Raw genomic sequence first — 26,819 nt, 5'->3', positions numbered from 1 at the left:
CAGTATGATCAGATGTTCCAGACTTTCGGCACTGGCGCGCCGTTACGCAATACGGAAATTGCCGGTGTCAGGATTTTTCTCAAGTCAAATCCGGTCGGCGCCACCAGCCGGGCGATCAGCTTGCCGTTCCAGTGGCTGGCTCCGCCCATCAACAGGCCGGCTCCGCCGGACGTGCCGTCAAGACATTGGCGGAGTTTGGGGAAAAGCGCCTCCGCCAACGGGCCGGTGTAAAACAGCGTCGCAAAGGCGACCTGGCCGGAGAGCACCGCGGCAGCCTGGGAAAGCTGCTCGATCTCGCCCTCGAACCTCATCTCTTCCGCATGGATCAGCTGACCGGCGCGCCGCACCCGCCAGCGGTCACGGAAAAAACCGTGCGCCACCGCCTCGCCCATCGCCTTGCGGCCGAGCAGGACCGCTTCGACGGCCAGAAATTCGGAGGTTTCGGAAAGGTCGACGTCGAGCCGTCGGGTCAGCGAGGACTGGTCGAAAAGGATGGTTTCCTGGGGAAGCCAGTGGACCGAAGCGTCGTCACCGACGGTGATATGGGTGGAGACGGAAGCGGTGCCCGCGGCGGCCTTGTAGATCTTCTCGTTCGCCTGGGTGGTGACCGACAGCCTTGTGGAATCGGCAGCGGCGACGGACCATTCGATCACGTCGCCGCCCGTCAGCCCCCCCGACGTATTGATAAGGATCGCCTCCATTTCAGGCGAAAAGGTTTCCGGAAGGCGAATTTTTGCGCAGCCTTCCTGGTAGAATTCGGCGAGCCGTGTCCGCCCGCCGAAAGCCTTGGTTACAAGGCGTCCTGCACCCCTTGCCCGCTGCGGCGCATGTCGATCGGCTGGTTGCTGCTGCACGTCGTCCCCTGAAGATCAGCTTCGGTTCCGCAGTCCGAAGCAACGCCCGTGCCAGACTTGACCCCGGAACCGATTTTGGTCGGGGCGGCGGTAGCGATCACGTCGGTGCTGTCGGCCTTGCCGAAGAAGTCCCACATCCGCGAGGCCGGATCAATATTGGCGTCGAATGCCGGCTTGGCGACGGTTACCGCGGCCACCTTGGTAACGCTCGCGGCACCGTCCTTGGCGGCGGCGATCACCGCTTCCGTGGCAGCGGCCGGCTTCGGCCAGTCATGCGTGCCATTGGCGAAGACGTAGGATGCGACGCGCGCACCGTTCTTGCAGGTGCCGTAAAGGCTGAAGGTCACATCGCCGATCGTCTTCGACTCTCCGTTGCCGTTGCAGCCGTCGAGTTCGGTCCAGCGCTGGATCGCGGTCTTGAAACCGTATTGCCAATAGGTATTGCCGCCACCCGCATAAGGGTTGGCCGCATCCTTGACGCCGGCAAAGGCCATGATCGAGATGGGCCTGGCGGGATTGCAGCCTTGCGTATCCGGACCCCATTTGCCGCCGGTCTCGACCGGACGGCCGGCGCGCAGCGAATGCACGAAGCCGGCGGCTGCGAAATCGTCATGGCCGGAGCAGATATAGGCCGACAGCATGCGGCCGCCGCCGGAATAACCCGAGGCATAGATGCGGGCGGCATCGACGCAGAATTCCTGCTTGGCGGTGGCAATTGCCTGCCGGATATAGGCGATCTCGTCAAGGCCGCCCTGTTGCACGGTGACGAAGGGCACGTTCCAGGCATAGGTGCCGGCCGAGCTTCCGGGCAGGCTGCCCTGCAGCGCCAGAACGATGAAGCCGTTTTTCTCCGCGACCTTGTCCCAGGAGCTTCTGTTCAGCTGCCCTTCAGGATTGCTGTGGCTACCATGGAGATCGAAAACCAGCGGAACCTTGTCCTTGCCGGTATAGGACGAGGGAATGAAATAGACTGCCGAACGGGCAACACCGTCGGTTTCGATGGTGATCGGGTGGCGACCCGCTTTCATCGGCTGGCCGCAGCCTGCGGCAAGAGCGCTGCCGGTCATTGACCCCAGGAGGGTCGTGGCGCCCAAAAAAACCGCTCCTACGGCAACCATGCGCGTAAGAGCGGAACGAGAGAAGAAACCAGCAACGCGTGCAAAGACCATCAGCGCCTCATCATGGGGTGCGGGGGTTGTCAACAATATTGCGGAATGCCCTGAAAACGTGGGGGTTAGTTAACATATATTAGATGGCATTGAAACGCACGAAGTGCTGCAACGCGATACAAACATTCACCAGTAAAAATACTAGTCTCACACGGTCAGATGCCGCCTTGCTTCTGCCGTATCCAGAGTCTCGGCCGCCCCTTCGTGCACAATCTCGCCACGATCCATGATGTAGACCTGGTCGGCCAGCTCCCGGCAGAAGTCCAGATACTGTTCCACCAGCAGAATGGCCATGCCGGTTGAATCCCGCAGGTAGCGGATTGCCCGGCCGATATCCTTGATGATGGACGGCTGGATGCCCTCGGTCGGCTCGTCGAGCACGAGGATCTTGGGCCTCGTGACCATGGCACGGCCGATCGCCAATTGCTGCTGCTGTCCACCGGACAGGTCGCCGCCGCGCCGGCCGAGCATCGATTTCAGCACCGGAAACAGCGAGAAGATCTCGTCGGGAATGAACTTGTCCTTGCGGGCGAGCGGCGCATAACCGCTTTCGAGGTTCTCCTGGACGGTGAGCAGCGGGAAGATCTCGCGGCCCTGCGGCACGTAGCCGATGCCGTGCTTGGCGCGGTTATAGGGAGCGAGACCATTCAGCACCTCCCCCTGGAAGCTGATCGTGCCGGCGCTGACCGGGTGCTGGCCGGTGACGGCGCGGAGAAGAGAACTCTTCCCCACGCCGTTCCGCCCCAGCACGCAAGTGATCTTGCCCATATCCGCATGAATGGAAACGCCACGCAGCGCCTGCGCTGCGCCGTAATGAAGATTGACGTTGTTGACTGTCAGCATGTTGCGACCCTCTTGGCGCGATGGCGGGAGGCGTTACCCCCCTCTGCCCTGCCGGGCATCTCCCCCTCAAGGGGGGAGATCGAACTGACGCAAGCCTTTCCCGCAAACGATGACCGGCCACGGAAAAGGAAATGTCGAGCGGTGCGAGAGAAATGCAGATCCCGCAACTTGCCGATCTCCCTCCTTGAGGGGGAGATGCCCGGCAGGGCAGAGGGGGATACCAAGGGCGCAAGGTTCATGATCGTCCCCTCACCGCCCCAGATAGTTCTCGATCACCTTCGGATCGTTCGAAACAAAGTCGATCGAGCCTTCGGCGAGCACCGAGCCTTCCGCCAGACACGTCACCTTGACGCCGAGCTCGCGGATGAAGCCCATGTCGTGTTCGACGACCACGACCGAGCGGGTCTTGGCGATTTCCTTCAGGAGCACCGCCGTCTCCGCCGTTTCCGCATCGGTCATGCCGGCGACGGGTTCGTCGACCAGAAGGAGCTTCGGCTCCTGGGCGAGCAGCATGCCGATCTCCAGCCACTGTTTCTGGCCGTGGCTGAGGTTGGCGGCGTATTCGTCCTTACGATGCGTCATGCGGATCGTCTCGAGGATCTCCTCGATACGCGCCTTGTCCTCCGGCGAGAGCGTGTAGAACAGCGTTGCGAACACGCCGCGCGACCGGTTGAGCGCCAGTTCCAGATTGTCCCAGACGGTGTGGCTTTCGAACACGGTCGGCTTCTGGAATTTGCGGCCGATGCCGAGCTGGGCGATATCCGCCTCGTCTTTTTTGGTAAGGTCGATCGTATCCTCGAACAGGACGGTGCCGGTATCGGGCCGCGTCTTGCCGGTGATGATGTCCATCATCGTTGTCTTGCCGGCGCCGTTCGGGCCGATGACTGCCCTAAGCTCGCCGGGTTCGACCACGAAGGACAACGAGTTGATCGCCTTGAAGCCGTCGAAGGCAACACAGACGTTGTCGAGATAGAGAAGGCTTTTCTTCCGTGTTTCAGAAATCGTATTCATCATCTCTCTCCCTATTCCGCGGCCTGGGCGACGGACGGCTGAGCATCCCTGCCCTTTTCCGCTTCGGCGGCAGCCTTGTAGGCCTTGCGGGATCGGAAACCATGCTGGATCGTTCCGACAATGCCCCTCGGCAGGAAGAGCGTGACGCAGATGAAAAGGGCCCCCAACGCAAACAGCCAGATTTCCGGGAAGGCGCCGGTGAAGAAGCTCTTGCCGCCATTGACGAGGATCGCGCCGATGATCGGGCCGATCAGCGTGCCGCGGCCGCCGACAGCCGTCCAGACGACCACTTCGATCGAGTTGGCCGGCGCGAATTCGCCCGGATTGATGATGCCGACCTGCGGCACGAACAGCGCGCCGGCAATCCCTGCCATCATGGCGGACACGACGAAGGTGAAGAGCTTGATGTTCTCGACCCGGAAGCCGAGGAAACGCACCCGGCTTTCCGCATCGCGCACGCCCACCAGCACCTTGCCGAATTTTGAGCGGACGATGGCCGAGGCGAGGATCAGGCAGAGCGACAGCATCAGCGCCGACATGAAGAACAGAACCGCACGCGTCCCGTCCGCCTGGACGGAGAAGCCGAGGATGTCCTTGAAGTCTGTAAGGCCGTTATTGCCGCCGAAACCCATGTCGTTGCGGAAGAAGGCGAGCAGCAATGCGTAGGTCATCGCCTGGGTGATGATCGACAGATAGACGCCGTTGACGCGGGAGCGGAAGGCGAACCAGCCGAACACGAAGGCGAGCAGGCCGGGCACGACGAGCACCATGACCATGGCGAAGACGAACCAGTCGAAACCGTGCCAGAACCAGGGCAGTTCCTTCCAGTTGAGGAAGACCATGAAGTCCGGCAGGATCGGGTTGCCGTAGACGCCGCGGCTGCCGATCTGGCGCATCAGGTACATGCCCATCGCATAACCGCCGAGCGCGAAGAAGGCGCCGTGGCCGAGTGAGAGGATGCCGCAATAACCCCAGACGAGGTCGAGCGCCAGCGCCAGAAGCGCGTAGCAGAGATACTTGCCGAACAGCGACATGGCATAGGTCGGGATATGGATGGCGCTATCGGCCGGAGTCAGCAGGTTGAGCGCCGGCACCAGGATGCCGATGGCCAGAAGGATGCCGACGGCGGCGACGATACGGCCTTCGAGAGCGCGGAAAACAAAGCCGGAAATCATGCTTCCACCGCCCTTCCCTTGAGCGCGAAGAGACCGCGCGGACGTTTCTGGATGAAGAGGATGATCAGCACCAGGACCAGGATCTTGCCGAGCACGGCGCCGACCGAGGGTTCGAGGAACTTGTTGAGCACTCCGAGCGACAGAGCGCCGACGAGCGTGCCCCAGAGATTGCCGACGCCGCCGAACACCACGACCATGAAACTGTCGATGATGTAGCTCTGACCGAGGTTCGGCGAGACGTTGTCGATCTGGGAAAGCGCGACGCCGGCAATGCCGGCAATGCCGGAGCCGAGCGCGAAGGTGAAGGCATCGACCCAGGGCGTCTTGATGCCCATCGAGGATGCCATGCGGCGGTTCTGGGTGACGGCGCGCATGTTGAGGCCGAAGGAAGACTTCTTCATCACCACCAGCAGCGCCACGAAGATCGATAGCGAGAAGGCGATGATCCACATGCGGTTCCAGGTGATCGTCATGCCGCCGACCGGGAACGAGCCGGACATCCAGGACGGATTGCCGACTTCCTGGTTGGTGGGGCCGAAGATCGAGCGGATCGTCTGCTGCAGGATGAGCGAGACGCCCCAGGTGGCGAGCAGCGTTTCGAGCGGCCGGCCGTAGAGGAAGCGGATGACGCCGCGTTCGATGACGAAGCCGACCGCGCCGGTGACCAGGAAGGCGACCGGAAGCGCGATTGCCAGCGACCAGTCGAACAGGCCGGGGGCATTGTCGCGGATGAGCTGCTGCACCACGAAGGTGGAATAGGCGCCAAGCATGACCATTTCGCCATGCGCCATGTTGATGATGCCCATGACGCCGAAGGTGATAGCAAGACCGATCGCCGCCAGCAGCAGGACCGAGCCGAGCGAGACGCCGTACCAGACGTTCTGGCCGATATCCCAGAGCCGCTGCCCGCTTTCGATACTGGCGATCGCCGCATCGACATCGGCCTTGAGGCTCGGATCGAGCGACGCGGATGCGCCCATCAGGATGCCGATCGCGTTGCGGCCGCCATAGTTCTTGATGGTCGCGATCGCGGCCCGCTTTTCGTCGATGGAACGGTCGGAGGAGAGCAGCGACACGGCGCGCGCCTCTTCCATGCGAGCCTTGACCTCGCGGTCCGCTTCCTTGGAAATTGCGGTCTCGAGGAGTTCGAGGTTTTCGGCGCTCGGCGAGCGGAGCACGGCGTCGGCCGCCTGCAGCCGGACGCCGCGATCCGGGCTCAATAGCGTCAGGCCGCCCATGGCCGAGCGGATGACGCGGCGCAGGCTGTTGTTGATCTTGATCTTGGTGACCGCATTCTTGGCGGCCTGTCCGGCGGAGGCGCCCGTTACCGGATCGATCAGCTCGTAATTGGAGCCGGCCGCCTTGCCGATGAACACCAGATTGTCGGACTTGCGGAAATAGAGGTCGCCCTCGGAAAAGGCATTGAGCGCCGGCACGAGCCGGGCATCGCCGGTGGCGGCGAGCTGGCCGATCAGCTTTTCAGCTTCGCCGAAGTCCGCCTTGGAGAGCGCGTCGATCATCGGCCTGGGATCGGTCTGCTGCGCGAAGGATGGCGCGGCGAAGGAAAACATCAGGCAGAGCAGAAGACCAAGGCTCTGCAGAACGCGGAAAGGAACTTTGCTCGTCATTGGAACCCCCTTGCGAGATCGCGGGCGACTGAACGCCGCCCGCGATGATGTCGATGAACATCAGAAGGCAATCGGATCAGCTGCCCTTGCCGCCGCACTTGCCGGAAGCAACGTTGAAGTTGCCGCAGGACATCGGCTTGCGCCAATCGGAGATCAGGTTCTTGGAGTCCGGCAGGTAATCGGACCACTCGTCGCCGACGACAGGCGCGGTTTCCTGAACGATGTCAAACTGGCCGTCAGCCTGGATTTCACCGATCAGCACCGGCTTGGTGATGTGGTGGTTCGGCATGACGGTGGACGTGCCACCCGACAGGTTCGGAACGGAGACGCCGATAATGCTGTCCAGCACGGCATCGGTGTTAGTGGTGCCGGCCGCTTCGACGGCCTTTACCCAGGCGTTGAAGCCGATATAGGCGGCTTCCATCGGGTCGTTGGTGACGCGCTTGTCGTTCTTGGTGAACGCGTGCCATTCCTTGATGAATTCGGCGTTCACATCGGCATCGACGGACTGGAAGTAGTTCCAGGCAGCCAGATGGCCGACCAGCGGCTTGGTGTCGAGACCGGCAAGCTCTTCTTCGCCGACCGAGAAGGCGACGACCGGGATGTCTTCAGCCTTGATGCCCTGGTTGCCGAGTTCCTTGTAGAACGGCACGTTGGCGTCGCCGTTGATGGTCGAGACGACGGCGGTCTTCTTGCCGGCCGAACCGAACTTCTTGATGTCGGAGACGATCGTCTGCCAGTCGGAGTGACCGAACGGCGTGTAGTTGACCATGATGTCGGATTCGGCAACGCCCTTCGACATCAGGTAGGCCTTGAGGATCTTGTTGGTCGTCTGCGGATAGACGTAGTCGGTACCGGCGAGGACCCAGCGCTTGACGCCCTCTTCCTTCGCCAGATAGTCGACGGCCGGGATGGCCTGCTGGTTGGGAGCGGCACCCGTGTAGAAGATGTTGCGCGAGGATTCTTCACCCTCGTACTGGACCGGGTAGAACAGGATCGAGTTCAGCTCTTCGAAGACCGGCAGGACCGACTTGCGCGAAGACGAAGTCCAGCAACCGAAAACGGCGGCGACCTTGTCCTTGGAAATCAGCTGGCGGGCCTTTTCGGCAAACAGCGGCCAGTCGGAGGCCGGGTCGACGACGACGGCTTCGAGCTTCTTGCCGAGGACGCCGCCCTTCTTGTTCTGCTCGGCGACGAGCATCAGCATGACATCCTTGAGGGTGGTCTCAGAGATGGCCATGGTGCCGGAAAGCGAGTGCAGAACACCGATCTTGATGGTGTCGTCGGCGGCAAAAGCGCCCTGCAGCGCCGTCGTCGACATGACGGCGGCGAGCAGCGCGCCACCCAGTTTGGATTTAAATGTCATTGGTTCGAACCCCTCTTCTCGTTCGTCCGCAACGAAGACTTGACCGTTGCTGAAGCGACTATCGGTTGCTGCATCGCAAAACCGTATACGTCGAATGACGTACCGGTGGGGGAGAAGGGGGAAGACCGACGACGTGGTGGAGATCCGACGACCAGCTGGAACTCTTCAGATCGGATAGAGCCGGCAAGGCCGGTATCGATCCCGATAATGATATATTAACCATATTTGGATTGTATGACCAAACGCTTACATAGGGCGTGAGGAGTTGTTTCCGGTGTAGAGTACGATGAGTAGCATCCTCACAAATGCTGGAGCTACCTCTGCGCTCCAAATACTGCGCTCCCTCGACAGCCAGATGTTCGGGGTGGAGCGGCAGGCGGCGACCGGCTTGCGTATCGAACAGGCCTCCGACAATGCCGCCTACTGGTCGATCGCCACCACCATGCGATCAGACAATGGTGCGCTCTCGGCCGTGCAGGACGCCCTTGGTCTAGGTGCCGCAAAGGTCGACACAGCCTATGAAGGCGTCGCTGCGACCACCGATATCCTGGCGGCATTCATGGCCAGGCTCGTTTCCGCCCAGCAGGACGGAATAGACAAGAAGAAGATCCAGGAAGAACTGGAGCAGTTGAAGCAGCAGATCGTCTCGATATCCAGCTCCGCGACCTTCGCCGGTCAGAACTGGTTGCAGTCGGACATGCGGGGCCAGGCCAGCGAAACAGGCGCGAAGACGTCTGTCCTGTCATCGTTCAATCGCAGCGAGGATGGAAACGTCTCCCTCAAGACAATCGACATCGATCTGTCGAAAATCGCACTGTTCAAGAATGGCGGCGGCGGAATTCTGCAGAAGGAACCCGATCCGGATCTCGGTTATGGCCTCGGCACGCTCGGTGGATTGCTCGGATTTTCGACATCGGGTTATGGCGACGTGCCGGGCCCGGCATTCGACCAACCCTTCACGATCACCAAATTCGACGTCATCACGGTCGACTTTTCGGTCGGTACGTCTAACGATACGTTCGTCATCACCAAGAATGTCGTCGATCAGGCGCTCGGAGGCCAAGCGGGATACGGCTTCGACGGAGATATTGAAAGCGCGGCCGATTGGACGAAAGTCCTCCTTCAGGCAACGTTTCTCAACAAGGCGCCCTCCGACGCCTTGTTGACGGCTCAGGGCGGGGCGCCGAGTATCTTCTTTCGGGCCACCATTCCTCTTGCCGCGGAGCTGATCACCATTCAGCCGCCTGTCCACACCCGGACGCTGCCGCCGGAGGGTATCGATATTCTCGATATCGACGTCACCGATCCCGATATCGATTTTCCGACAATTACCCTCGTTCTCGACGAGATGCAGCAGAAGGTCATATCGGCCGGCGCCTACCTTGGCTCGCTCAAGTCGAGGATCGCGATGCAGGACACATTTGCAAACAGGCTCACGGACAGTCTCGACAAAGGCATTGGACGCCTCGTCGACGCGAACATGACCGAGGCATCGAGCAGACTCAAAGCATTGCAAGTCCAGCAGCAACTCGCGATTCAGTCGCTTTCCATCGCCAATTCGGACTCGCGAAACATCCTGTCTCTCTTCCAGCCGTAGCGCCCCTGACGGCAAGGGCGCATTCCGCGCGCCACATATGACCTCCAAGGTAATCGACCCGACGACCGATGGCATCTATCCGGAGATCCAGCTTTGCAGCGCGAAAGGATCAGCCCATGCCCGTCACCTATGTCATTCGTTTCGATATCCTCCCAGGCCAGCGCGACCACTTCATGGCTCTTCTGAACGGCGTGCTCGATGCCATGCGGCACGAGCCGATGTTCCACAATGCCGTGCTGCATGCCGATCCCGAGAATGAAAACCATGTGATGCTCTACGAGACATGGGAGGATCATCAGGACGTCCTGGACGTGCAGTTGCAGCGCCCCTATCGCCAGGCATGGCACGCGGCCCTTGCCGGTCTCCTGGCCGGGCCTCGGGACATTTCGATCTGGCATCCGATCCGCAGCGACCGCTCGGCACAACCGCACTCCTGACCGTGAACTGTTCGTACGCTCGTCTGCCGGATTGATGTCCCTGCCCCTTTGGTTCATTCTTCGGGATCATCCTTGGCTTCGAGGACCTCACAATGAAGCGCGGTCTATTTTTCGGCATGATCGCCGCTGCAGGCCTGCTTGCCGGAGCGGCATTCATCGTGGTCGGCCAGACAAAAGTCCCGCCGGAAGCGATCCAGTCGTCCGTCATCCGCTCTCCCGAACTGATGGACCGGGCCTGGACACTGCCCGTGGCGGCGGCCTTTGGCCGGAACGTGACCTTTCAATCGAATGGCTCGCGGTGCGGTCCCGCAAGCATTGCCAACGCGCTCCGCTCCGTCGGCGAGGAGGAAACGACCGAGTCCGAGGTTCTGGACGGAACCGGCATGTGCTGGACCGGGTTCTGCATCATCGGCCTGACGCTGGATGAACTTGCCGACCTCGCCCGAATGAAAACCAAGCGGAAGGTTTCGGTTCTCCGCGACCTGACCGCCGACGAGTTCCGCGAGCATATGAAGCACGCCAACGACCCGGGTCGCCGCTACATCGTCAATTTCACGCGTGAAAAGATCTTTGGAGCAGGCGCCGGTCACCATTCTCCGATCGGGGGATATCTGGAGGCCGAGGACCTGGTGCTCGTCCTCGATGTCAACGAGAACTACAAGCCCTGGCTTGTCGAGCGACAACGGTTGTTCTCGGCAATGGACACGCTCGATGGAGACAGGAAGCGCGGCCTGCTTCTGATCGAATGACCGCGTCAACCTGGGCGCCTTGCGACGAGGTGACGGTCGCGTCTGTCCGCTTTGGGTCGTGACCGTTCCTGTGTCCTGAATTCGTTCCCCGGAGGGAACATTTCCCCGCCTCGCGCGCTTGGCCACCCGGATCCGCCAACCGCCCGAGGAGCTCAAGCCCGTGATCAACGACCTCTGGTACAAGAACGCCGTCGTCTATTGCCTCTCCGTCGAGACCTTCATGGATGCCAATGGCGATGGGATCGGAGATTTCCAGGGGCTGCAGCGCAGGCTCGATTATCTCTCCGGCCTCGGCGTCAGCGCCATCTGGCTGATGCCGTTCCAGACCTCGCCCGGCCGCGACGACGGGTACGACGTCTCCGACTATTACAATGTCGATCCCCGCTACGGCACGCTCGGCGATTTCGTCGAATTCACCCATGGCGCCAAGCAGCGCGGCATAAGGGTGCTGATCGACCTTGTGGTCAATCACACGTCCAACGAACATCCCTGGTTCCAGGACGCCCGCAGCGATCCGAAATCCCCCTATCGCGACTGGTATGTCTGGTCCGACAAGAAGCCGGCCAATGCCAACGAGGGCATGGTGTTTCCGGGCGTGCAAAAAACCACCTGGACCCATGACGAGAAGGCCAAGCAATACTACTTTCACCGCTTCTACGAGTTCCAGCCGGACCTCAACACTTCCAACCCGCATGTGCAGGCGGAGATCCTGAAGATCATGGGGTTCTGGATCCAGCTCGGCGTGTCCGGCTTCCGTATGGATGCGGTGCCCTTCGTGATCGCCGAAAAGGGTGCCGAGGTAACGAAACCGAAGGAGCAGTTCGAGATGCTCCGGACGTTTCGCGAATTCCTGCAATGGCGGCTCGGCGACAGCATCATCCTTGCCGAAGCCAATGTCGTGCCGAAGGAGAACCTCGCCTATTTCGGCGAGGACGGCGACCGCATGCAGATGATGTTCAACTTCCACGTCAACCAGGCGCTGTTCTATGCGCTGGCCTCGGCCGACAGCCGGCCGCTCGTCAAAGCGATCCACGACACCTACGAGCGTCCCGCCACCGCCCAATGGGGCCTGTTCCTGCGCAACCACGACGAACTCGATCTCGGCCGGCTGACCGAAAAGCAGCGCCAGAAGGTGTTTTCGGAATTCGGCCCGGACAAGCACATGCAGCTCTACGACCGCGGCATCCGTAGGCGGCTGGCGCCGATGCTGCAGGGCGACCGCCGCCGGCTGGAGCTTGCCTACAGCCTGATGTTCTCGCTGCCCGGCACGCCGGTCATTCGCTACGGCGACGAGATCGGCATGGGCGACGACCTGTCGTTGCCGGAGCGCAACTGCGCCCGCACGCCGATGCAATGGTCGACCGAGCCGCATGGCGGCTTCACCAAGAACGACAAGCCGATCCTGCCGGTGATCAGTGGCGGCCCCTTCGGTTTCGAGCACCTGAACGTCGCCCACCAGCGGCGCGACCCCAACTCGATGCTGAACTGGATGGAACGCCTGATCCGCATGCGCAAGGAAGCGCCGGAAATCGGCTGGGGCGAATGCGTGCCGCTGCAGACCAGCGACCCAGGCGTACTGGCGCTGCGCTACGACTGGCGCAACAATTCGGTCCTGGTCGTCCACAACCTGCATTCGACGCCGGTCGAGGTGGAGTTCTCCGTGGGTCTCGGCGACCACGGCGAGAAGCTGATCGATATAGCCGATGGCGGCAACAGCAAAGCCGAGGCGAATGGCAAGCATACGCTCCTGCTCGATGCCTATGCCTATCGCTGGTTCCGGGTCGGCGGTCTGGATTATCTCCTGAAGCGCAAGGAAATCTGACCTATCCTCCCGCCCTCACCTCGCGCACGCCCCGCCCGGTCTTCTGCCGCAGCAAGGCCCGCAGCGTGACACCGTCGGCATAACCGACGAGCGCGGCGATCTCGTCCGGGCTCTTGTCGCTGGTCTTCAGGAGATGCACAGCGCGCTCGACCCTCAGATCCTGGAAATAGGAGAGCGGCGTCTTGCCGAGCACCTGCTGCATGCGCCGCGCCAGCGTCCGCTTGCTGGCGCCGACCACATCGGCAGCGTCGTCGAGCGAAAACCCTTCCGAAAGCCTGCCGCGTGCCCAGCGCTCGAAACGCTGCACCAGCGGGTCGGCATGCGAAAGATGATCGGTGATCACGTAAGCCGACTGCGACGGCCGGTTGTCGACGATCAGATAGCGCGCCACTAGGCCGGCCAGCTCCGGGCTCACCTGCCGCACCAGCCAGAGCGCCATGTCCATATGGCCGAGCGCCGCGCCCGCCGTCACCAGCGAGCCGGATTTCACCAGCATGCGCCCGTCCTCGAGCTGCACGGAGGGATACCGCTGGCGGAAGAGCGGTGCGAGCCACCAGCTCGTCGTCGATTTTTCCCCGTCGAGAAGACCGGATTCGGCGAGAACGAACGTGCCGACGCAGGCAGCCGCGATGTTCATTCCGGCCACCTTCGCCTCGCGCAGCACCGCTCCGGCATCACGGATCTCGGGACGGTCAAGCGCCGGCACCAGCACGTCCGGCATCTGGCAGGCGATCGCGGGCACCACCAGCCAGCCGCCGGCCTTCGGATCGAAGCTTCCCGAGATCGGTACCGCAAGCCCGTGCGCCGTCTTCACCTTTTTGCGCACGCCAATGACCGAAACGTCAAAGGTCGGCACCTCGAGCGACAGCATGGCCGACAGCGCGTTTGCCATCGAGAACACGTCGAGCATCGTGGAGAGACCGGTATCGAAGACGGGGTCGAGGGCGAGGACTTGCAGCTTCATGGCAAGAACACTATCAACAATGTCAATATTGACAATAGGCAGGCGGGCCTGCGTGGGGGAATATCACCTCTGAAAACGTCGCCCGAGCGACACCGTTGCGGTAAGAAGAGACGCATGAACATGGAGGTCACCACGATTGGCTTCACCAAGACGACCGCCGAGGACTTCTTCGGCCGCATCAGGGCGGCCGGCGTCAAACGGGTCCTGGACGTGCGCCTCCACAACACCTCCCAGCTTGCCGGTTTTGCCAAATCCGACGACCTCGCCTTCTTCCTGAAGACGATCTGCGGTGCCGGTTATGTGCACGAACCGCTGCTGGCGCCGACCGAGGAAATCATGACCGCCTTCAAGAAGCAGAAGGGCGACTGGACCATTTTCCAGAATGATTTCATGGGCCTGATGGCGGAACGTCAGGTGGAAAGTCACCTGAAGCCGGAAGCCTTAGACGGTTCCTGCCTGCTTTGCTCCGAAGACACGCCGCATCATTGCCACCGCCGGCTCGTCTGCGATTACCTGAACGGCAAATGGGGCGGCAGGCTCAGCATCCGCCACCTCTAGAAGCCCGCACCACCACCCCGACCGAACAACCAGACGCCCTAGTAACGCCGGGAGCATCCTCCCCGCGCGGGAGACCCTTTGCCATGGCCTTTGAAACCATTCTCGCCATCGCCCTCTTCTCGCTTGTCGGCTCCGTATCGCCGGGGCCGAGCAATTTCATGCTGCTCGCCTCGGGCACCAATTTCGGCTTCCGGCGCACCGTGCCGCAGATCCTCGGCATCACCATCGGGTTTTCATCGGTGCTGCTCGCGGTCGGCTTCGGTCTCGGCGCGCTTCTGACGGCCTATCCGCCGCTTGGTTTGGCGCTGAAGATCGCCGGCAGCGCCTACCTGCTCTACCTCGCCTGGCGGATTGCCATGTCCCGCTCCGTCTCCAGCGATAGCGCGAGCGCCGCCCGTCCCCTCACCTTCCTCGAATCCGCCGCGTTCCAATGGGTGAACCCGAAGGCCTGGGTCGGCGCGCTGACCGCCATGGCAGCCTATGCCAGCGCCGAGAACCCATTCGTCTCGGTGGTGCTGATCACGCTCGTCGTCGCCGTCGTCAACCTGCCGAGCGTCGCCGTCTGGGCCGGCTTCGGCGTGGCACTGCGGCAGTTCCTGTCCGATCCGGTGCGGCTCAAATGGTTCAACATCGTCATGGCGCTGCTGCTGGTGGCGACGCTCTGGCCGCTTTTGAAATAGCCGCAGATGCAGGCTCGGACAATCGTGCAAGAACTGCGGAGAAGCTTGATACCGGTCGGCCGCGCATCCGGCGCATAGATCCCGTGCCTGCAGCGGCATGCCGCCGCTGCCTCGTACAGAGGATCAGCAACATGACTCAAATCACTGAAAAAGTGGTTCTTATCACCGGCGCCAGCAGCGGTATCGGCGAAGGTACCGCGCGGACCCTCGCCGCTGCCGGCGCCAAGGTGGTGCTCGGCGCCCGCCGCACCGACCGGCTGGAAGCGCTGGCCGAAGAGATCGCCGCCCAGGGCGGCACCGTCCGCATCCGCCAGCTCGACGTCACCGACCGCCAGGACTTTCAGGCCTTCGCGGAATTCGCGCTCGCCGAGTTCGGCCGCATCGACGTCATCATCAACAATGCCGGCCTGATGCCGCTGTCGCTGATGTCGTCGCTGAAGGTCGAGGAATGGGACCGGATGATCGACGTGAACATCCGCGGCGTGCTCTACGGCATCGCCGCCGTCCTGCCGGTCATGAACGGCCAGGGTTTTGGCCAGATCATCAACATCTCGTCCGTCGGCGGCCTCGGCGTGGTGCCGACCGCGGCGGTCTATTGCGCCACCAAATACGCGGTGCGGGCGATCTCCGACGGGCTGCGCCAGGAGAACGACAAGATCCGCGTCACCTGCGTCTATCCGGGCGTGGTGGAATCGGAACTCGCCGGCACGATCACCGATCCGGTCGCGGTGGACGCGATGAAGACCTATCGCAGCATCGCGATCACCCCGGATGCGATCGGCCGCGCCATCCTGCATGTCATCGACCAGCCGGAAGACGTGGATACAAACGAGATCGTCATCCGCCCAACCCGCACGATGTAATCAGGCGCATAGATGCGGTGGGGATTTACCGCACCGCATCATACTTTGCTTGCAAAACGCCGCGCCACAGCCGAAAGTGCACAATTGACGGTCTTTCCTCAAAAGGTGCTAGAAATTAGGCATGGCAGCGCGGCAACGCATCATTCCAGTCCGGCGTGAATACAATCGTTGGGTCGCCAACCAGACGCTGGAAGACTACGCGCTCCGTTTCACCGCCAAGAGCGCCCGCCGGTTTTCGTCCAGCCGCATTTCCCAGACCGCGATCGGCGCCATCTCCTTCCTCGCGCTGGAGGCGATCGGCGGCACGATCACGCTCTCCTATGGCACCACCAACGCCTTTTTCGCGATTGTCGCCGCCGCCATCGCCATGCTGGTGATCGGCTGGCCGATCAGCCGCTACGCGATCCGCCACGGCGTCGATATCGATCTGCTGACCCGCGGCGCGAGCTTCGGTTACATCGGTTCGACCATCACTTCGCTGATCTATGCGAGCTTCACCTTCATGCTGTTTGCGATCGAGGCCTCGATCATGACCGGCGCGCTGGACCTCGCCTTCGGCATCCCGCCCTGGATCGGCTATATCATCAGCGCCGTGGTGGTGATCCCGCTGGTCATCTACGGCGTGCAGCTGATCTCCCGCTTCCAGCTCCTCACCCAGCCGTTCTGGATCGTCCTGAACATCCTGCCCTTCGTGTTCATCGCCTTCATGGATTGGGAGAAGTTCGATCTCTGGCGTGCCTTTGCCGGCATCGGTCACTCCAACGCCCAGGTCGGCGGTCCGGCGCCCTTCAACCTCGTAGAGTTCGGCGCGGCGTCGGCCGTCATCCTGGCGCTGATGCCGCAGATCGGCGAACAGGTCGACTTCCTGCGCTTCCTGCCGCCGGAGGGCCTGCGCAAATGGCGGCACCGCTTCGCCGTCTTCCTAGCCGGTCCCGGCTGGGTGGTGGTCGGCGTGCCGAAGCTTCTGGCGGGTTCTTTCCTGGCGGTGCTGACGCTCTCGACCGCCGTGCCGATCCGCGAGGCGGCCGATCCGGCGCATATGTATTTCGCCGCCTTCGGCTACATGATCCCGAACGATACGGCGGCACTGCTGCTGATGGCGGCCTTCGTGGTCGTCTCGCAGCTGAAGATCAACGTGATGAACGCCTATGCGGGCTCGCTCGCCTGGTCGAACTTCTTCTCGCGGCTGACCCACAGCCATCCCGGCCGCGTCGTCTGGCTGGTGTTCAACGTGGTGATCGCGCTGCTCCTGATGGAACTCGGCATCTACCGGCTGCTCGAGGCGACGCTCGGCATCTTCTCGATCATCGCCATGGCCTGGCTCTGCACCATCTCGGCCGATCTCATCATCAACAAACCGCTCGGCTTGTCGCCCGAAGGCATCGAGTTCAAGCGCGCCCATCTCTACGACATCAATCCGGTGGGCTTGGGCTCGATGTTCGGCTCGGCAGCGATCGCGCTCGCTGCCCATTTCGGCCTGTTCGGCCCGCTGATGGCCTCCCTCGCCACCTATGTGACGCTGATCGCCTTCCTGCTGTCGCCGGCGCTCGCCTTTGCCACCAAGGGCAAGTTCTACCTCGCCCGCAAACCGCGCCAGAGCTGGAAAAGCGTCGGCTCGATCACCTGCTCGATCTGCGAACATCCGTTCGAGCACGAGGACATGGCCTGGTGCCCGGCCTATGCCGCGCCGATCTGCTCGCTCTGCTGTTCGCTCGACAGCCGCTGCCACGACATGTGCAAGCCGCATGCGCGGCTGAACACCCAGGTCGGCGCGGTCGCCCGCTCCTTCCTGCCGGAGAGCGTCATCAACCGGCTGACGACGCGCCTCGGGCGTTACGCGACGACGGCGGTGCTGTCGATCTCGGCGATCGGCGCGATCCTCGGCATGATCGCCTATCAGGTGAGCCAGGCGACGCCGGTCAATGCGGAGGTCATCTTCGGCACGGTGCTGATCGTCTTCTTCGTGTTCGCCATCATCGCCGGCATCGTCTCGTGGTTCTACGTGCTCGCCCATGACAGCCGGGTGGTGGCAGAGGAGGAATCCTCCCGCCAGAACACCCTGCTACTCAAGGAAATCGCCGCCCACAAGAAGACCGACGCCGCCCTTCAGGACGCCAAGGAGACAGCCGAGGCAGCCAACCGCGCCAAGAGCCGTTATGTCGTCGGCCTCTCCCACGAACTGCGCACGCCGCTCAACGCCGTGCTCGGTTACGCCCAGATCCTCGAACGAGACGAGACGATCCCCGCCCCGCGCCAGTCGGCGATCAAGGTCATCAAGCGCTCCGCCGATCATCTGTCGGGCCTGATCGACGGTCTTCTGGATATATCCAAGATCGAGGCCGGCCGGCTGCAGGTCTATTCCAACGAGATCAACATCCAGGATTTCCTCGACCAGATCGTCGAGATGTTCGGCCTGCAGGCGCAGGCCAAGGGCCTGACCTTCGAGCACGAACGCGCCCGCTCCCTGCCGCAATACGTTCGTACCGACGAAAAGCGGCTGCGTCAGATCCTCGTCAACCTGCTCTCCAATGCGATCAAGTTCACTGACGAGGGCACGGTGAAATTCGATGTCGCCTATCGCAGCCAGGTCGCGACCTTCACCATTTCCGATACCGGCCGAGGCATTGCGGAAAAGGATCTCGGCCGCATCTACGAACCCTTCCAGCGCGGCGAGGCGGAGAGCATCAGGCCGATGCCCGGCCTCGGTCTCGGCCTCACCATCACCCAGCTTTTGACCAACACGCTCGGCGGCGAGATCGCGGTCGCCAGCACGAAGGGCGAAGGTTCGATCTTCAAGGTGCGGCTGATGCTGTCCGCCATCGAGCGGCCGAACACGGCGCCGGCAGCCGAAAAGAAGATCGTCTCCTATACCGGTCCGCGCCGCACCATCGTCGTCGTCGACGACAACGAGGACCACCGCGACCTGATGCGCGAAGTGCTCTCGCCGATGGATTTCGTCGTGCTGACGGCAAACAGCGGCCCGGACTGCCTGACGCTGATCGAGGGCGTCAAGCCGGACCTCTTCCTAGTCGACATTTCCATGCCCGGCATGAGCGGCTGGCAGCTCGTGGCCAAGCTGCGCGAAAACGGCCAGGTAGCGCCGATCGTCATGCTGTCAGCCAATATCGGCGACGGGATTGCGGTGCATTCCGGCGACGAAGGCCATAGTGACGCGATCGCCAAGCCGGTGGACATCCGCAGCCTCGCGGACAAGCTCGCCGCCCATCTGGGCCTCGTCTGGGTCTATGAGAACGAAACCTTGCTTCCCGCCGTGGTCGGCCCGAAGAAACCGATCAAAAGTCCGGGGACGAACCATGTCCAGGACCTTTTGCGGCTCGGCGAAATCGGCTACGTGCGCGGTATCGAAGCAAAACTTGCCGATCTCGCCCGGGAGGAGGAACACCGCCCCTTCGCGGAAGAGCTCGGCACTTACGTGCAGGCCTTCGATCTTGCCGGTTATATGAAATTCCTGAGCCGCCTTGAGGCAGAAAGGACGAGTGATGGCTGAAACTGCTCTGCCGCGCGACATCGTCCTTCTCGTGGACGACAGCCCCGAAACGCTGGGCTTCCTCACCGAGGCGCTCGAAAAATCCGGCTTCTCCGTGCTGATCGCCACGACCGGCCAGTCGGCGCTCAACATCGTCGAACGGATCACGCCCGACCTCATCCTGCTCGACGCGGTGATGCCCGGCATGGACGGGTTCGAGACCTGCCGGAAGCTCAAGACCAATGGCGGCGTCGCCCAAGTGCCGGTCATCTTCATGACCGGCCTCACCGAGACCGAGCATGTGGTCAACGCGCTCGATTCGGGCGGCGTCGATTATCTGACCAAGCCGATCAATATCGACGAGCTGCGCGCCCGCATCCGCGTGCACCTCTCCAATGCCCGTTCGGCCCAGAGCGCCCGCGTGGCGCTCGATGCCGCCGGCCGCCACCTGCTGGCCGTCAAGGCAAACGGTGCGCTCCACTGGTCAACGCCACAGGCAACACGGCTGATCAACGCGGCGACCAACAGCGACGATGGGCTCGACATCGTCTCCCGCCGGATTTCCGCCTGGATGGCCGAGCGCGACAAGCCCGGCTTTGCCCGCGACGCCGCCTTCGCCCTCGTCCAGAACGGTCAGGCGAGCCTGCAATTCTCGTTCCTTGGCGCGATCGGCGCCGACGAACATCTCTTCCGCCTGACGGCCGCCAACAAACGCCCGGACGACGAGGTGCTGCGCCAGCATTTCCCGCTGACCCAGCGCGAATCCGAAGTGCTGCTGTGGATCGCCAAGGGCAAGTCGAACCGCGACATCGGCGATATCCTCGGACTGTCCGCCCGCACGGTGAACAAGCATCTCGAGCAGATCTATGTGAAGCTCGGCGTCGAGAACCGGGCGTCGGCCGCGGTCAAGGCCGCGCATGTGCTGCACGAGATGTGAGTAGCCGGCGAACGCCCGAAGCCCATGGGCGGCCGGCTGGAACGGTCCGCGTGGCAGGATTCCGCCAACACGTTCGGCCACGCCGGCGGTGCCGGCATGGTTGGGAATGGGGCAGGCAGTGGGTGATGTGGGTATAGGTAGATTTGGTCTGCCTGCCCCGGCCACTTCCGTGATTTGAAGAGGATTTCCGAGCCCTCGTCCGATCACGTCGTCGGCCATCACCGGAACCGAGCCGAAAACCCGAGGAGGAGGCCGGTTCGCGAACCCGGTTCCCATCCGATGACGGAGACGATTATCGTCCGCCCCGCGGCTGCGGGGACGTTGAAAGGGCGCCATATGCCCTAGCGCATTGGAATACCGGCGGGAAATTTCTCTGACAGGCACAAATCATCCCCGGAGCGATCGCGCCATGAGGCAGAGGAAAACCGCCGGGCGGCTATCCCGAGGATCGGCCGAACGCAAAGAAGCCCGGCTTTTGGCCGGGCTCCCTCTGAAATTCGGCTTGGCCGAATGCGGCTCAGCCCTGCGGGAAGTAGCTGTACTTGCCGTCCGGACCCTTCTTCCATTCGTACATGATATAGCCCGGGATCTTCGGGTCGCCCTTGGCGTCGAAGGCGATGTCGCCGAGAACGGTCTTGAACGGACCCTTTTCATGCAGCGTCTTGGCAACGGCTTCGGCGTCGTCGGCCTTGCCGGTTGCCTTGATGCCGGCAGCGATGACCTGCACGGCTGCATAGGAATACAGCGTGTAGGCTTCCGGGTTGAAGCCGGCAGCCTTGAACTTGGCAACCAGGTCCTTGTTGGCCGGGTTCAGCGTCGGGTCGGGGCCGAAGGTGTTGAGCGTGCCTGCGACGGCGTCGCCGGCGATCGAGGCAAGCTCGTTGGAGACGATGCCGTCACCCGAAACGAGGGTCGCCTTGAGGCCCTGGTCCTTGGCCTGGCGGATGATCAGACCGGCTTCGGTGTGGAGACCGCCCCAGTAGATGATCGTGACGCCGGCTTCCTTCATCTTGGAGATGAGCGCCGAGAAGTCCTTGTCGCCGACGTTGACGCCTTCGCGGATGACTTCCTTGAGGCCCTTGGCGTTCATGGCCTTCTTGGTTTCTTCGGCAAGGCCCTGGCCATAAGGCGTCTTGTCGTCGATGATGGCGATCTTGGCAGTCTTGAACTTGTCGGCGAGGTAAGCGCCGGCAACGCCGCCCTGCTGGTCGTCACGACCGCAGGTACGGAACACGTTCCACAGGCCACGCTCGGTGAAGACCGGGTTGGTCGCAGCCGGGGTGATTTCCAGCATGCCGTTTTCGGCATAGACTTCCTTGGAAGCCGGGATGGAAACGCCCGAGTTGAAGTGGCCGACCACGTACTTGACGCCGTCGGACGCAAACTTGTTGGCAACCGAGATGCCCTGCTTGGGATCCGATACGTCGTCGCCGAGGACGATCTTGATCTTTTCGCCGTTGATGCCGCCAGCGGCATTGATATCGGCTGCGGCCTGTTCGGCACCCTTCTGGAGCTGTGCACCGAAGGCGGCGTTCGGACCCGTAAGCGGACCGCCGACGCCAATAACGATGTCGGCCCATGCGCTACCGCTGAAGGCGACCATGGCCGTCAGCGCAACCGCGGAAAGAAGAGACTTCTTCATCGAGTTACTCCCAATTTTTTAGGTGAGCTGATTTTCGAAACCGGGCGCAATACCCACCATCACTGCGCCGGAAATGTTCCACTCTAGGTTACTTATGATTTCAACCCGGACCAATCTGAGGACAGAAAAGTGCGGCTGTCAATCTTTCTTCTTGAAGGAGAAAGCGGAAGTCGGCTCGTAGAGCCAATAGTAATTCTGCACCATCTGGCGCGTCCGGCGAATGCGGAATCCGGCGCTCGAAAAGGCGAGCAGGATGACCACGTCGAGGATGTAGTAGAACGGGCTGATGAACGGCCCCTGGAACAGCGCATAGTGCAGAAAACGCATCGCGACGCCGAGCAACAGCGTATAGACCACCACCGTCACATAGCTGTTCCAGCCTTCGGCGGCAGCCTTGCCGGCCCGCCACGCGGTCCAGAAGCCGATGATCAGCACCAGGAAACGCAGGAGGTACCGCACGCCGCTGTCGCTTTCGAAAAACAGTCCCTGCATCCTAAATTCCTCCGGTCGTCAAAAACACAACCTTTGCGATCAATGCCGTCCACCTTCAAGATAGGCGGCGCGCACTTCCGGATTGGCGAGAAGTTCCTTACCGGAACCGCTCATCGTCACCTTGCCGTTGACCATCACATAGCCGCGGTCGGAGAGCTTCAGTGCCGCGAACGCGTTCTGCTCGACGAGGAAGACGGTGAGCCCCTCTTCCTGGTTGAGCTTCTTGATCGCCTCGAAAATGCCCTTGACGATCAGCGGCGCCAGGCCCAGCGAAGGCTCGTCGAGCAGGAGCAGCTTCGGCCGCGCCATCAGCGCACGCCCGATCGAGAGCATCTGCTGTTCGCCGCCCGAAAGCGTGCCGCCGCGCTGGCTCTGGCGTTCCTTCAGGCGCGGGAAGAGCGTGAAGATCTTCTCGACGTCCTCGTTGAAATATTTGAGGTTGTCGAGGCCGGCGCCCATCTGCAGGTTCTCGTAGACGGTCATGCGCGGAAAGATGCGCCGGCCTTCGGGAGACTGAGCGATGCGGCGCCGCGCGATCAGATGCGTCGGCAGCTTGGTAATGTCCTCGCCGTCGAAGACGATCGTACCGGCGCGGGCCTGAGGGGCACCGCAGATGGTCATCATCAGCGTCGACTTGCCGGCACCGTTGGCACCGATCAGGCTGACGATCTCGCCCTTGTTGACTTCGACATCGACGCCTGCAAGTGCCCGGATATTGCCGTAATAGGTCTCGACAGCCTGGACTTTCAGAAGGTTCTCGGCCGCCATCAGTGATTGCCCCCCTCGAGTTCTATCGCAATCACCTCTTCCACCTCGTCATCCTCGACGCCGAGATAAGCGGCGATCACTCGTGGGTCGTTCTTCACATGGTCCGGCGAGCCGTCGGAGATCTTCTGCCCGTATTCGAGCACCACGACATGGTCGGAAATCTGCATGACCACCGACATGTCGTGCTCGATCAGCAGGATCGACACGCCCTCGTCGCGGATCTGATGCAGGAGCGTGTTCAGCGCCGCCGATTCGCGTGGGTTGAGGCCGGCTGCCGGTTCGTCGAGGCATAGCAGTTCCGGATTGGTGCACATGGCGCGGGCGATTTCGAGCCGCCGCTGGGCACCATAGGGAAGGTCGCCGGCGGGATCGTCGGCGCGATCGGTCAGATCGGCCTTGTCGAGCCAGTATTTCGCCTTCTCGATCGAGGCATCGACGGCCCGGCGATAGGTCGGGAAACCGAGGAGCCCGAGGAGCGTATAGCCCGACGCCTTCATCAGCGCGTTGTGTTGCGCGACCAGCAGGTTTTCGAGAACCGTCAGGCCGGAGAACAGCCGGATGTTCTGGAAGGTACGGGCGACACCGGCGAGCTTGGGGATCTCGAAGTCGCGCAGGCGTTCCAGCAGGAATTCCTTGCCGTCCCTGCGCTGCAGCGTGAGCATGCCCATGGTCGGCTTGTAGAAGCCGGTGATGCAGTTGAACACCGTGGTCTTGCCGGCGCCGTTCGGGCCGATCAGCGCGGTGATCTCGCCGCGCCGTGCCTCCAGCGACAGGTCGTTGATGGCCATCAGGCCGCCGAACTTCATCGACAGGTGCTCGACCTTCAGGATCGTATCGTTCGTCATTGTCGTCGTTCCGAGAGCCATCAGCCGTGGCCCTCCTTGGTAAAGCTTCCCGAGACGGCCCTGCGTTCCTTGAGGAAGGCGGTCGGTTCTCGCGATCCGACGAAGCCGCGCGGCTTGAACAGCATGACGATGATCATCGCCAGGCCGAACAGCAACATGCGGTAGAGTTCAGGCGTGAAGTCCGGCCCGAACACGACCTTGAGGAAGGACATTTCGCGCAGCACTTCGGTACCGCCGACCATCACCATCGCGGCGATCGCGATGCCGGTGAGCGACCCCATGCCGCCGAGAACGACGATCGCCAGGATCACCGCCGATTCCAGGAAGACAAAGCTTTCCGGCGAGACGAAGCCCTGGCGGGTGGCGAAGAACGCGCCGGCGAAACCGCCGAACATCGCGCCGGTCGCAAAGGCGGTGAGCTTGGTGGTGACGGTATTGATGCCGAGCGAACGGCAGGCAATCTCGTCCTCACGCAGAGCTTCCCATGCCCGGCCGATCGGCATGCGCCTGAGCTGGATGGTGACATAGGCGGTCAGCATGCAGAGCGCCAGGATGATGTAGAACAGGAAGACCTTGTAGTAGACCGAGGATGCCGACAGACCCCAGGCCCTGACGAAGTTGTTGGCGGTGCCGGTATCGAAGGACCAGATGCCAAAGAACGACGCCTTGGCGATGCCCGAGATACCGAAGGTTCCCTTGGTCACATCCGTCCAGTTGATCAGAACCAGGCGGATGATTTCCCCGAAGGCGAGCGTGACGATGGCGAGATAGTCGCCCCTCAGACGCAGCACCGGGAAGCCGAGGATGACACCCCAGAGTGCGGCGAGAATGCCCGACATCGGCAAGAGCAGCCAGAAGGAAAAGCCGAAGTAGGAGGACAGCAGCGCATAGGAATAGGCGCCGACCGCATAGAAGGCGACATAACCGAGGTCGAGCAGGCCGGCGAGGCCGACGACGATGTTCAGACCCCAGGCGAGCATCACGTAGATGAGGATCTGGATGCCGAAATTGTCGACATATTTCAGCGATCCCTGCTTGCCGACGATCATCAGCGACAGGAAGGGATAGAGGACCAGGAAGATCAGCGCGATCTTGAGGAAGTGCCGGTGGAAGAAGCTCTTGCTCTCGGAAATTTCGAGAACGCCGCTCTTCGCCTTGGCGAGCTTGCGCTGGTCGAGATGCGGCTTGATGAAGCCGACGGTGAGGAAGCGGCCAACCGCCGCAACGGCCACGAAGATCGCCAGCAGGCCCCAGCGGGTGCGCCAGACGAGCGCGTTGTTGATGTCCTGATAGGTCTCGATGCCGACGAACAGCAGGAACATGAAGAAGGAGATGACGCCGGCAAACAGTCCTTCCCGTACCGCCTTGGCAAGCACGTTCGGATGTCCCGTTTCGGTGGAAGCTGTCATGTTACACCTTCTCCACTTCCGGCCGGCCGAGGATGCCGGTCGGCTTGAAGATCAGCACGAAAGCGAGGATCGCAAACGTGGCGACGTCCTTGTAGGCGATGGAGAAATAGGCCGACCACAGCGACTCGATGAGGCCGATCAGCAGCCCGCCGAGAACCGCGCCCGGCAGCGAGCCGATGCCGCCGAGAACCGCCGCCGTGAACGCCTTGACGCCCGGAATGAAGCCGTCGTTGAACGAGGCGACGCCGTAATACATCAGGTACATGCCGCCGGCGACGGCCGCGAGCGCTGCCCCCATGATGAAGGTAATCGAGATCGTCCGGTCGACGTCGACGCCGAGCAGCGCCGCCATCTTGCGATCCTGTTCGGTCGCTCGCTGGGCGCGGCCGAGCGGCGTCTTGTTGACGATGTACCAGAAGGCGAACAGCAGCACCGCCGTGATGACGACGATGAGCACCTGCTTCAGCGAGACGGTGATCGCGCCGAGATGGAAGACGTCGGTCACCATCGGCGGGATCGGCTTGTTGCGCGGCCCCTGCGTCACCTGGATAAAGTTCGACAGCACGATCGACATGCCGATCGCGGTGATCAGCGGCGCAAGCCGGAAGGATCCCCGCAGCGGCCGGTAGGCGACCCGCTCGATCGTCCAGTTCCACAACCCCGTCATCAGCATGCCGACGAGCAGCATCAGCAGCAGAAGCAGCGCCACGGGAATGCCGGCGAAGAAGGAGGTTGCGATCAGGAAGACGATCAGAGCGGCAAAGCCGCCAAGCATGAAAATATCGCCATGAGCAAAATTGATCATGCCGATAATGCCGTAAACCATCGTATAGCCGATTGCCACAAGGCCATAGATGGATCCAAGAGTCAGCCCGTTGATGAGCTGCTGGATAAAATACTCCATATATTTTCCCCCGGATGCGATCCTAGGACGGTCGCATCTCTTGTATATTTGTCCCTTGCGGGTTCTTACGTTCTTTTGCGCATTCCATAACGTTTTCGTAAGGAATGTGAAGACAAAAAGCCGAGAGGGCGACAAAATCGAGGCAGTTCTCAACAATCTGGCCACACAAAGATCGGAAATTCCAAAAAATCGGCAGCGGCTGTCGAAAAATTAGCCAAACGACCCCGCTCGCGAAATTTAAGATCGCCCCGAAATTGACCTCAAATCCATATCCGGCTTCCCCCGGTGAGCCCTGACGGATCAATCGGCAAACCCGCGCGTCAACGCGTGCTCACGGCCCATTTCCATCAGCTCCTCGAAGACCGAGCCGGCAAGCGAGCGAGGTACGATAATCTCGAACGTGTCGGCGCCCGTGCGGGCGACATTCGCCGTCGCATGGCAGCACAACATCATGGCGGACTGCCCCTCCTCGAAGACCTCCGGATGCAGGTCGACCGCCACGCAGCGGCCCAGAATTTTGCGCACGCTCGGGCCGGAGATTTCCATCAGCACCCGGCCGTCGCTCTGATCGGCGACGGAAGCGCCGGCGATGGCGGACAACATGCCGGCGATCGTCTCG

At 62.0% G+C, this 26,819-nt stretch carries 24 protein-coding genes; 9 read left to right on the top strand and 15 right to left on the bottom strand.

What is annotated here, in order from left to right; translation table 11 throughout:
* Positions 1-8: 8 nt before the first annotated feature.
* The 7 genes from PMI07_RS22540 to urtA form a co-directional block, all read right to left on the bottom strand.
* Positions 9-854 carry an urease accessory protein UreD gene (locus PMI07_RS22540; RefSeq protein WP_037087976.1) on the bottom strand — a complete coding sequence of 282 codons (846 nt, stop codon included), beginning with the start codon at positions 852-854 and terminating at the stop codon, positions 9-11.
* Positions 791-1,948, bottom strand: coding sequence for a PHB depolymerase family esterase (locus PMI07_RS22535; protein WP_197032552.1), 1,158 nt, complete (start codon positions 1,946-1,948; stop codon positions 791-793). The genes PMI07_RS22540 and PMI07_RS22535 overlap by 64 nt, the downstream gene beginning before the upstream one ends.
* Before the next feature lie 222 nt (positions 1,949-2,170).
* Positions 2,171-2,866: an urea ABC transporter ATP-binding subunit UrtE gene (urtE, locus tag PMI07_RS22530; RefSeq protein WP_007762131.1), complete on the bottom strand. Its 696-nt coding sequence runs from the start codon at positions 2,864-2,866 to the stop codon at positions 2,171-2,173.
* A gap of 249 nt (positions 2,867-3,115) precedes the next feature.
* Positions 3,116-3,877 carry an urea ABC transporter ATP-binding protein UrtD gene (gene urtD, locus PMI07_RS22525; RefSeq protein ID WP_007762133.1) on the bottom strand — a complete coding sequence of 254 codons (762 nt, stop codon included), beginning with the start codon at positions 3,875-3,877 and terminating at the stop codon, positions 3,116-3,118.
* Between the two features lie 11 nt (positions 3,878-3,888).
* Positions 3,889-5,052 (bottom strand): urea ABC transporter permease subunit UrtC, encoded by a 1,164-nt coding sequence (urtC, locus tag PMI07_RS22520; protein WP_007762134.1) that lies wholly within the window; start codon positions 5,050-5,052, stop codon positions 3,889-3,891.
* Positions 5,049-6,623 carry an urea ABC transporter permease subunit UrtB gene (gene urtB / locus PMI07_RS22515; protein WP_037088046.1) on the bottom strand — a complete coding sequence of 525 codons (1,575 nt, stop codon included), beginning with the start codon at positions 6,621-6,623 and terminating at the stop codon, positions 5,049-5,051. The genes urtC and urtB overlap by 4 nt, the downstream gene beginning before the upstream one ends.
* A 133-nt stretch (positions 6,624-6,756) precedes the next feature.
* On the bottom strand, positions 6,757-8,046 hold the full coding sequence (urtA, locus tag PMI07_RS22510; RefSeq protein ID WP_007762140.1) for an urea ABC transporter substrate-binding protein: 1,290 nt from the start codon (positions 8,044-8,046) through the stop codon (positions 6,757-6,759).
* Positions 8,047-8,332: 286 nt separating this feature from the next.
* On the opposite strand from urtA, the gene PMI07_RS22505 reads away from it, so the two are divergent.
* The 4 genes from PMI07_RS22505 (at position 8,333) to PMI07_RS22490 (ending at position 12,651) form a co-directional block, all read left to right on the top strand.
* A complete protein-coding gene (locus PMI07_RS22505) occupies positions 8,333-9,643 on the top strand; it encodes a flagellin (RefSeq protein ID WP_007762143.1) in 1,311 nt (436 codons plus the stop codon).
* Positions 9,644-9,759: 116 nt separating this feature from the next.
* Positions 9,760-10,080 (top strand): putative quinol monooxygenase, encoded by a 321-nt coding sequence (locus tag PMI07_RS22500; protein WP_007762145.1) that lies wholly within the window; start codon positions 9,760-9,762, stop codon positions 10,078-10,080.
* Between the two features lie 92 nt (positions 10,081-10,172).
* Positions 10,173-10,829 carry a phytochelatin synthase family protein gene (locus tag PMI07_RS22495; RefSeq protein ID WP_007762149.1) on the top strand — a complete coding sequence of 219 codons (657 nt, stop codon included), beginning with the start codon at positions 10,173-10,175 and terminating at the stop codon, positions 10,827-10,829.
* 160 nt (positions 10,830-10,989) lie between these two features.
* Positions 10,990-12,651 carry an alpha-amylase family protein gene (locus PMI07_RS22490; RefSeq protein WP_024164052.1) on the top strand — a complete coding sequence of 554 codons (1,662 nt, stop codon included), beginning with the start codon at positions 10,990-10,992 and terminating at the stop codon, positions 12,649-12,651.
* Between the two features lies 1 nt (position 12,652).
* On the opposite strand, the gene PMI07_RS22485 is transcribed toward PMI07_RS22490, so the two are convergent.
* Positions 12,653-13,615 (bottom strand): helix-turn-helix domain-containing protein, encoded by a 963-nt coding sequence (locus PMI07_RS22485; RefSeq protein ID WP_007754012.1) that lies wholly within the window; start codon positions 13,613-13,615, stop codon positions 12,653-12,655.
* Between the two features lie 114 nt (positions 13,616-13,729).
* Between PMI07_RS22485 and PMI07_RS22480 the strand changes: the two genes are divergently transcribed.
* From PMI07_RS22480 to PMI07_RS22460, 5 genes are all read left to right on the top strand, one after another.
* Complete coding sequence (locus PMI07_RS22480) at positions 13,730-14,173, top strand: DUF488 domain-containing protein (protein WP_155956615.1); 444 nt, start codon at positions 13,730-13,732, stop codon at positions 14,171-14,173.
* 83 nt (positions 14,174-14,256) lie between these two features.
* Positions 14,257-14,853, top strand: coding sequence for a LysE family translocator (locus PMI07_RS22475; protein ID WP_007753998.1), 597 nt, complete (start codon positions 14,257-14,259; stop codon positions 14,851-14,853).
* Between the two features lie 131 nt (positions 14,854-14,984).
* Complete coding sequence (locus PMI07_RS22470; protein ID WP_024164051.1) at positions 14,985-15,716, top strand: SDR family oxidoreductase; 732 nt, start codon at positions 14,985-14,987, stop codon at positions 15,714-15,716.
* A gap of 121 nt (positions 15,717-15,837) precedes the next feature.
* Complete coding sequence (locus tag PMI07_RS22465; RefSeq protein WP_024164050.1) at positions 15,838-19,224, top strand: ATP-binding protein; 3,387 nt, start codon at positions 15,838-15,840, stop codon at positions 19,222-19,224.
* Positions 19,217-20,140 carry a response regulator transcription factor gene (locus tag PMI07_RS22460; RefSeq protein ID WP_007753086.1) on the top strand — a complete coding sequence of 308 codons (924 nt, stop codon included), beginning with the start codon at positions 19,217-19,219 and terminating at the stop codon, positions 20,138-20,140. Before PMI07_RS22465 ends, PMI07_RS22460 begins: the two co-directional genes overlap by 8 nt.
* A 517-nt stretch (positions 20,141-20,657) precedes the next feature.
* Here the strand turns inward: PMI07_RS22460 and PMI07_RS22455 are convergent.
* The 7 genes from PMI07_RS22455 to PMI07_RS22425 all read right to left on the bottom strand — a co-directional run.
* Entirely contained in the window at positions 20,658-21,782 is a 1,125-nt protein-coding gene (locus PMI07_RS22455; RefSeq protein WP_007753085.1) for a branched-chain amino acid ABC transporter substrate-binding protein, read from the bottom strand.
* A gap of 138 nt (positions 21,783-21,920) precedes the next feature.
* Positions 21,921-22,274 carry a DUF6867 family protein gene (locus PMI07_RS22450; RefSeq protein ID WP_007753084.1) on the bottom strand — a complete coding sequence of 118 codons (354 nt, stop codon included), beginning with the start codon at positions 22,272-22,274 and terminating at the stop codon, positions 21,921-21,923.
* A 39-nt stretch (positions 22,275-22,313) separates the two neighbouring features.
* The gene (locus tag PMI07_RS22445) at positions 22,314-23,042 is read right to left on the bottom strand and encodes an ABC transporter ATP-binding protein (RefSeq protein WP_007753083.1); all 729 of its coding nucleotides are present in this window, start codon (positions 23,040-23,042) and stop codon (positions 22,314-22,316) included.
* Positions 23,042-23,908: an ABC transporter ATP-binding protein gene (locus PMI07_RS22440; protein ID WP_007753081.1), complete on the bottom strand. Its 867-nt coding sequence runs from the start codon at positions 23,906-23,908 to the stop codon at positions 23,042-23,044. The genes PMI07_RS22445 and PMI07_RS22440 overlap by 1 nt, the downstream gene beginning before the upstream one ends.
* Positions 23,908-25,296 carry a high-affinity branched-chain amino acid ABC transporter permease LivM gene (livM, locus tag PMI07_RS22435; RefSeq protein WP_007753063.1) on the bottom strand — a complete coding sequence of 463 codons (1,389 nt, stop codon included), beginning with the start codon at positions 25,294-25,296 and terminating at the stop codon, positions 23,908-23,910. The genes PMI07_RS22440 and livM overlap by 1 nt, the downstream gene beginning before the upstream one ends.
* 1 nt (position 25,297) lies before the next feature.
* Entirely contained in the window at positions 25,298-26,200 is a 903-nt protein-coding gene (locus PMI07_RS22430) for a branched-chain amino acid ABC transporter permease (protein WP_007753059.1), read from the bottom strand.
* Positions 26,201-26,500: 300 nt separating this feature from the next.
* A partial coding sequence (locus PMI07_RS22425) for a sarcosine oxidase subunit gamma family protein (RefSeq protein WP_024164049.1) occupies positions 26,501-26,819 on the bottom strand: 319 nt, incomplete at its 5' end.

The sequence above is a fragment of the Rhizobium sp. CF080 genome (assembly GCF_000282095.2).
Lineage (GTDB): Bacteria > Pseudomonadota > Alphaproteobacteria > Rhizobiales > Rhizobiaceae > Neorhizobium.
This window is presented reverse-complemented; position numbering and strand designations above follow the sequence as displayed.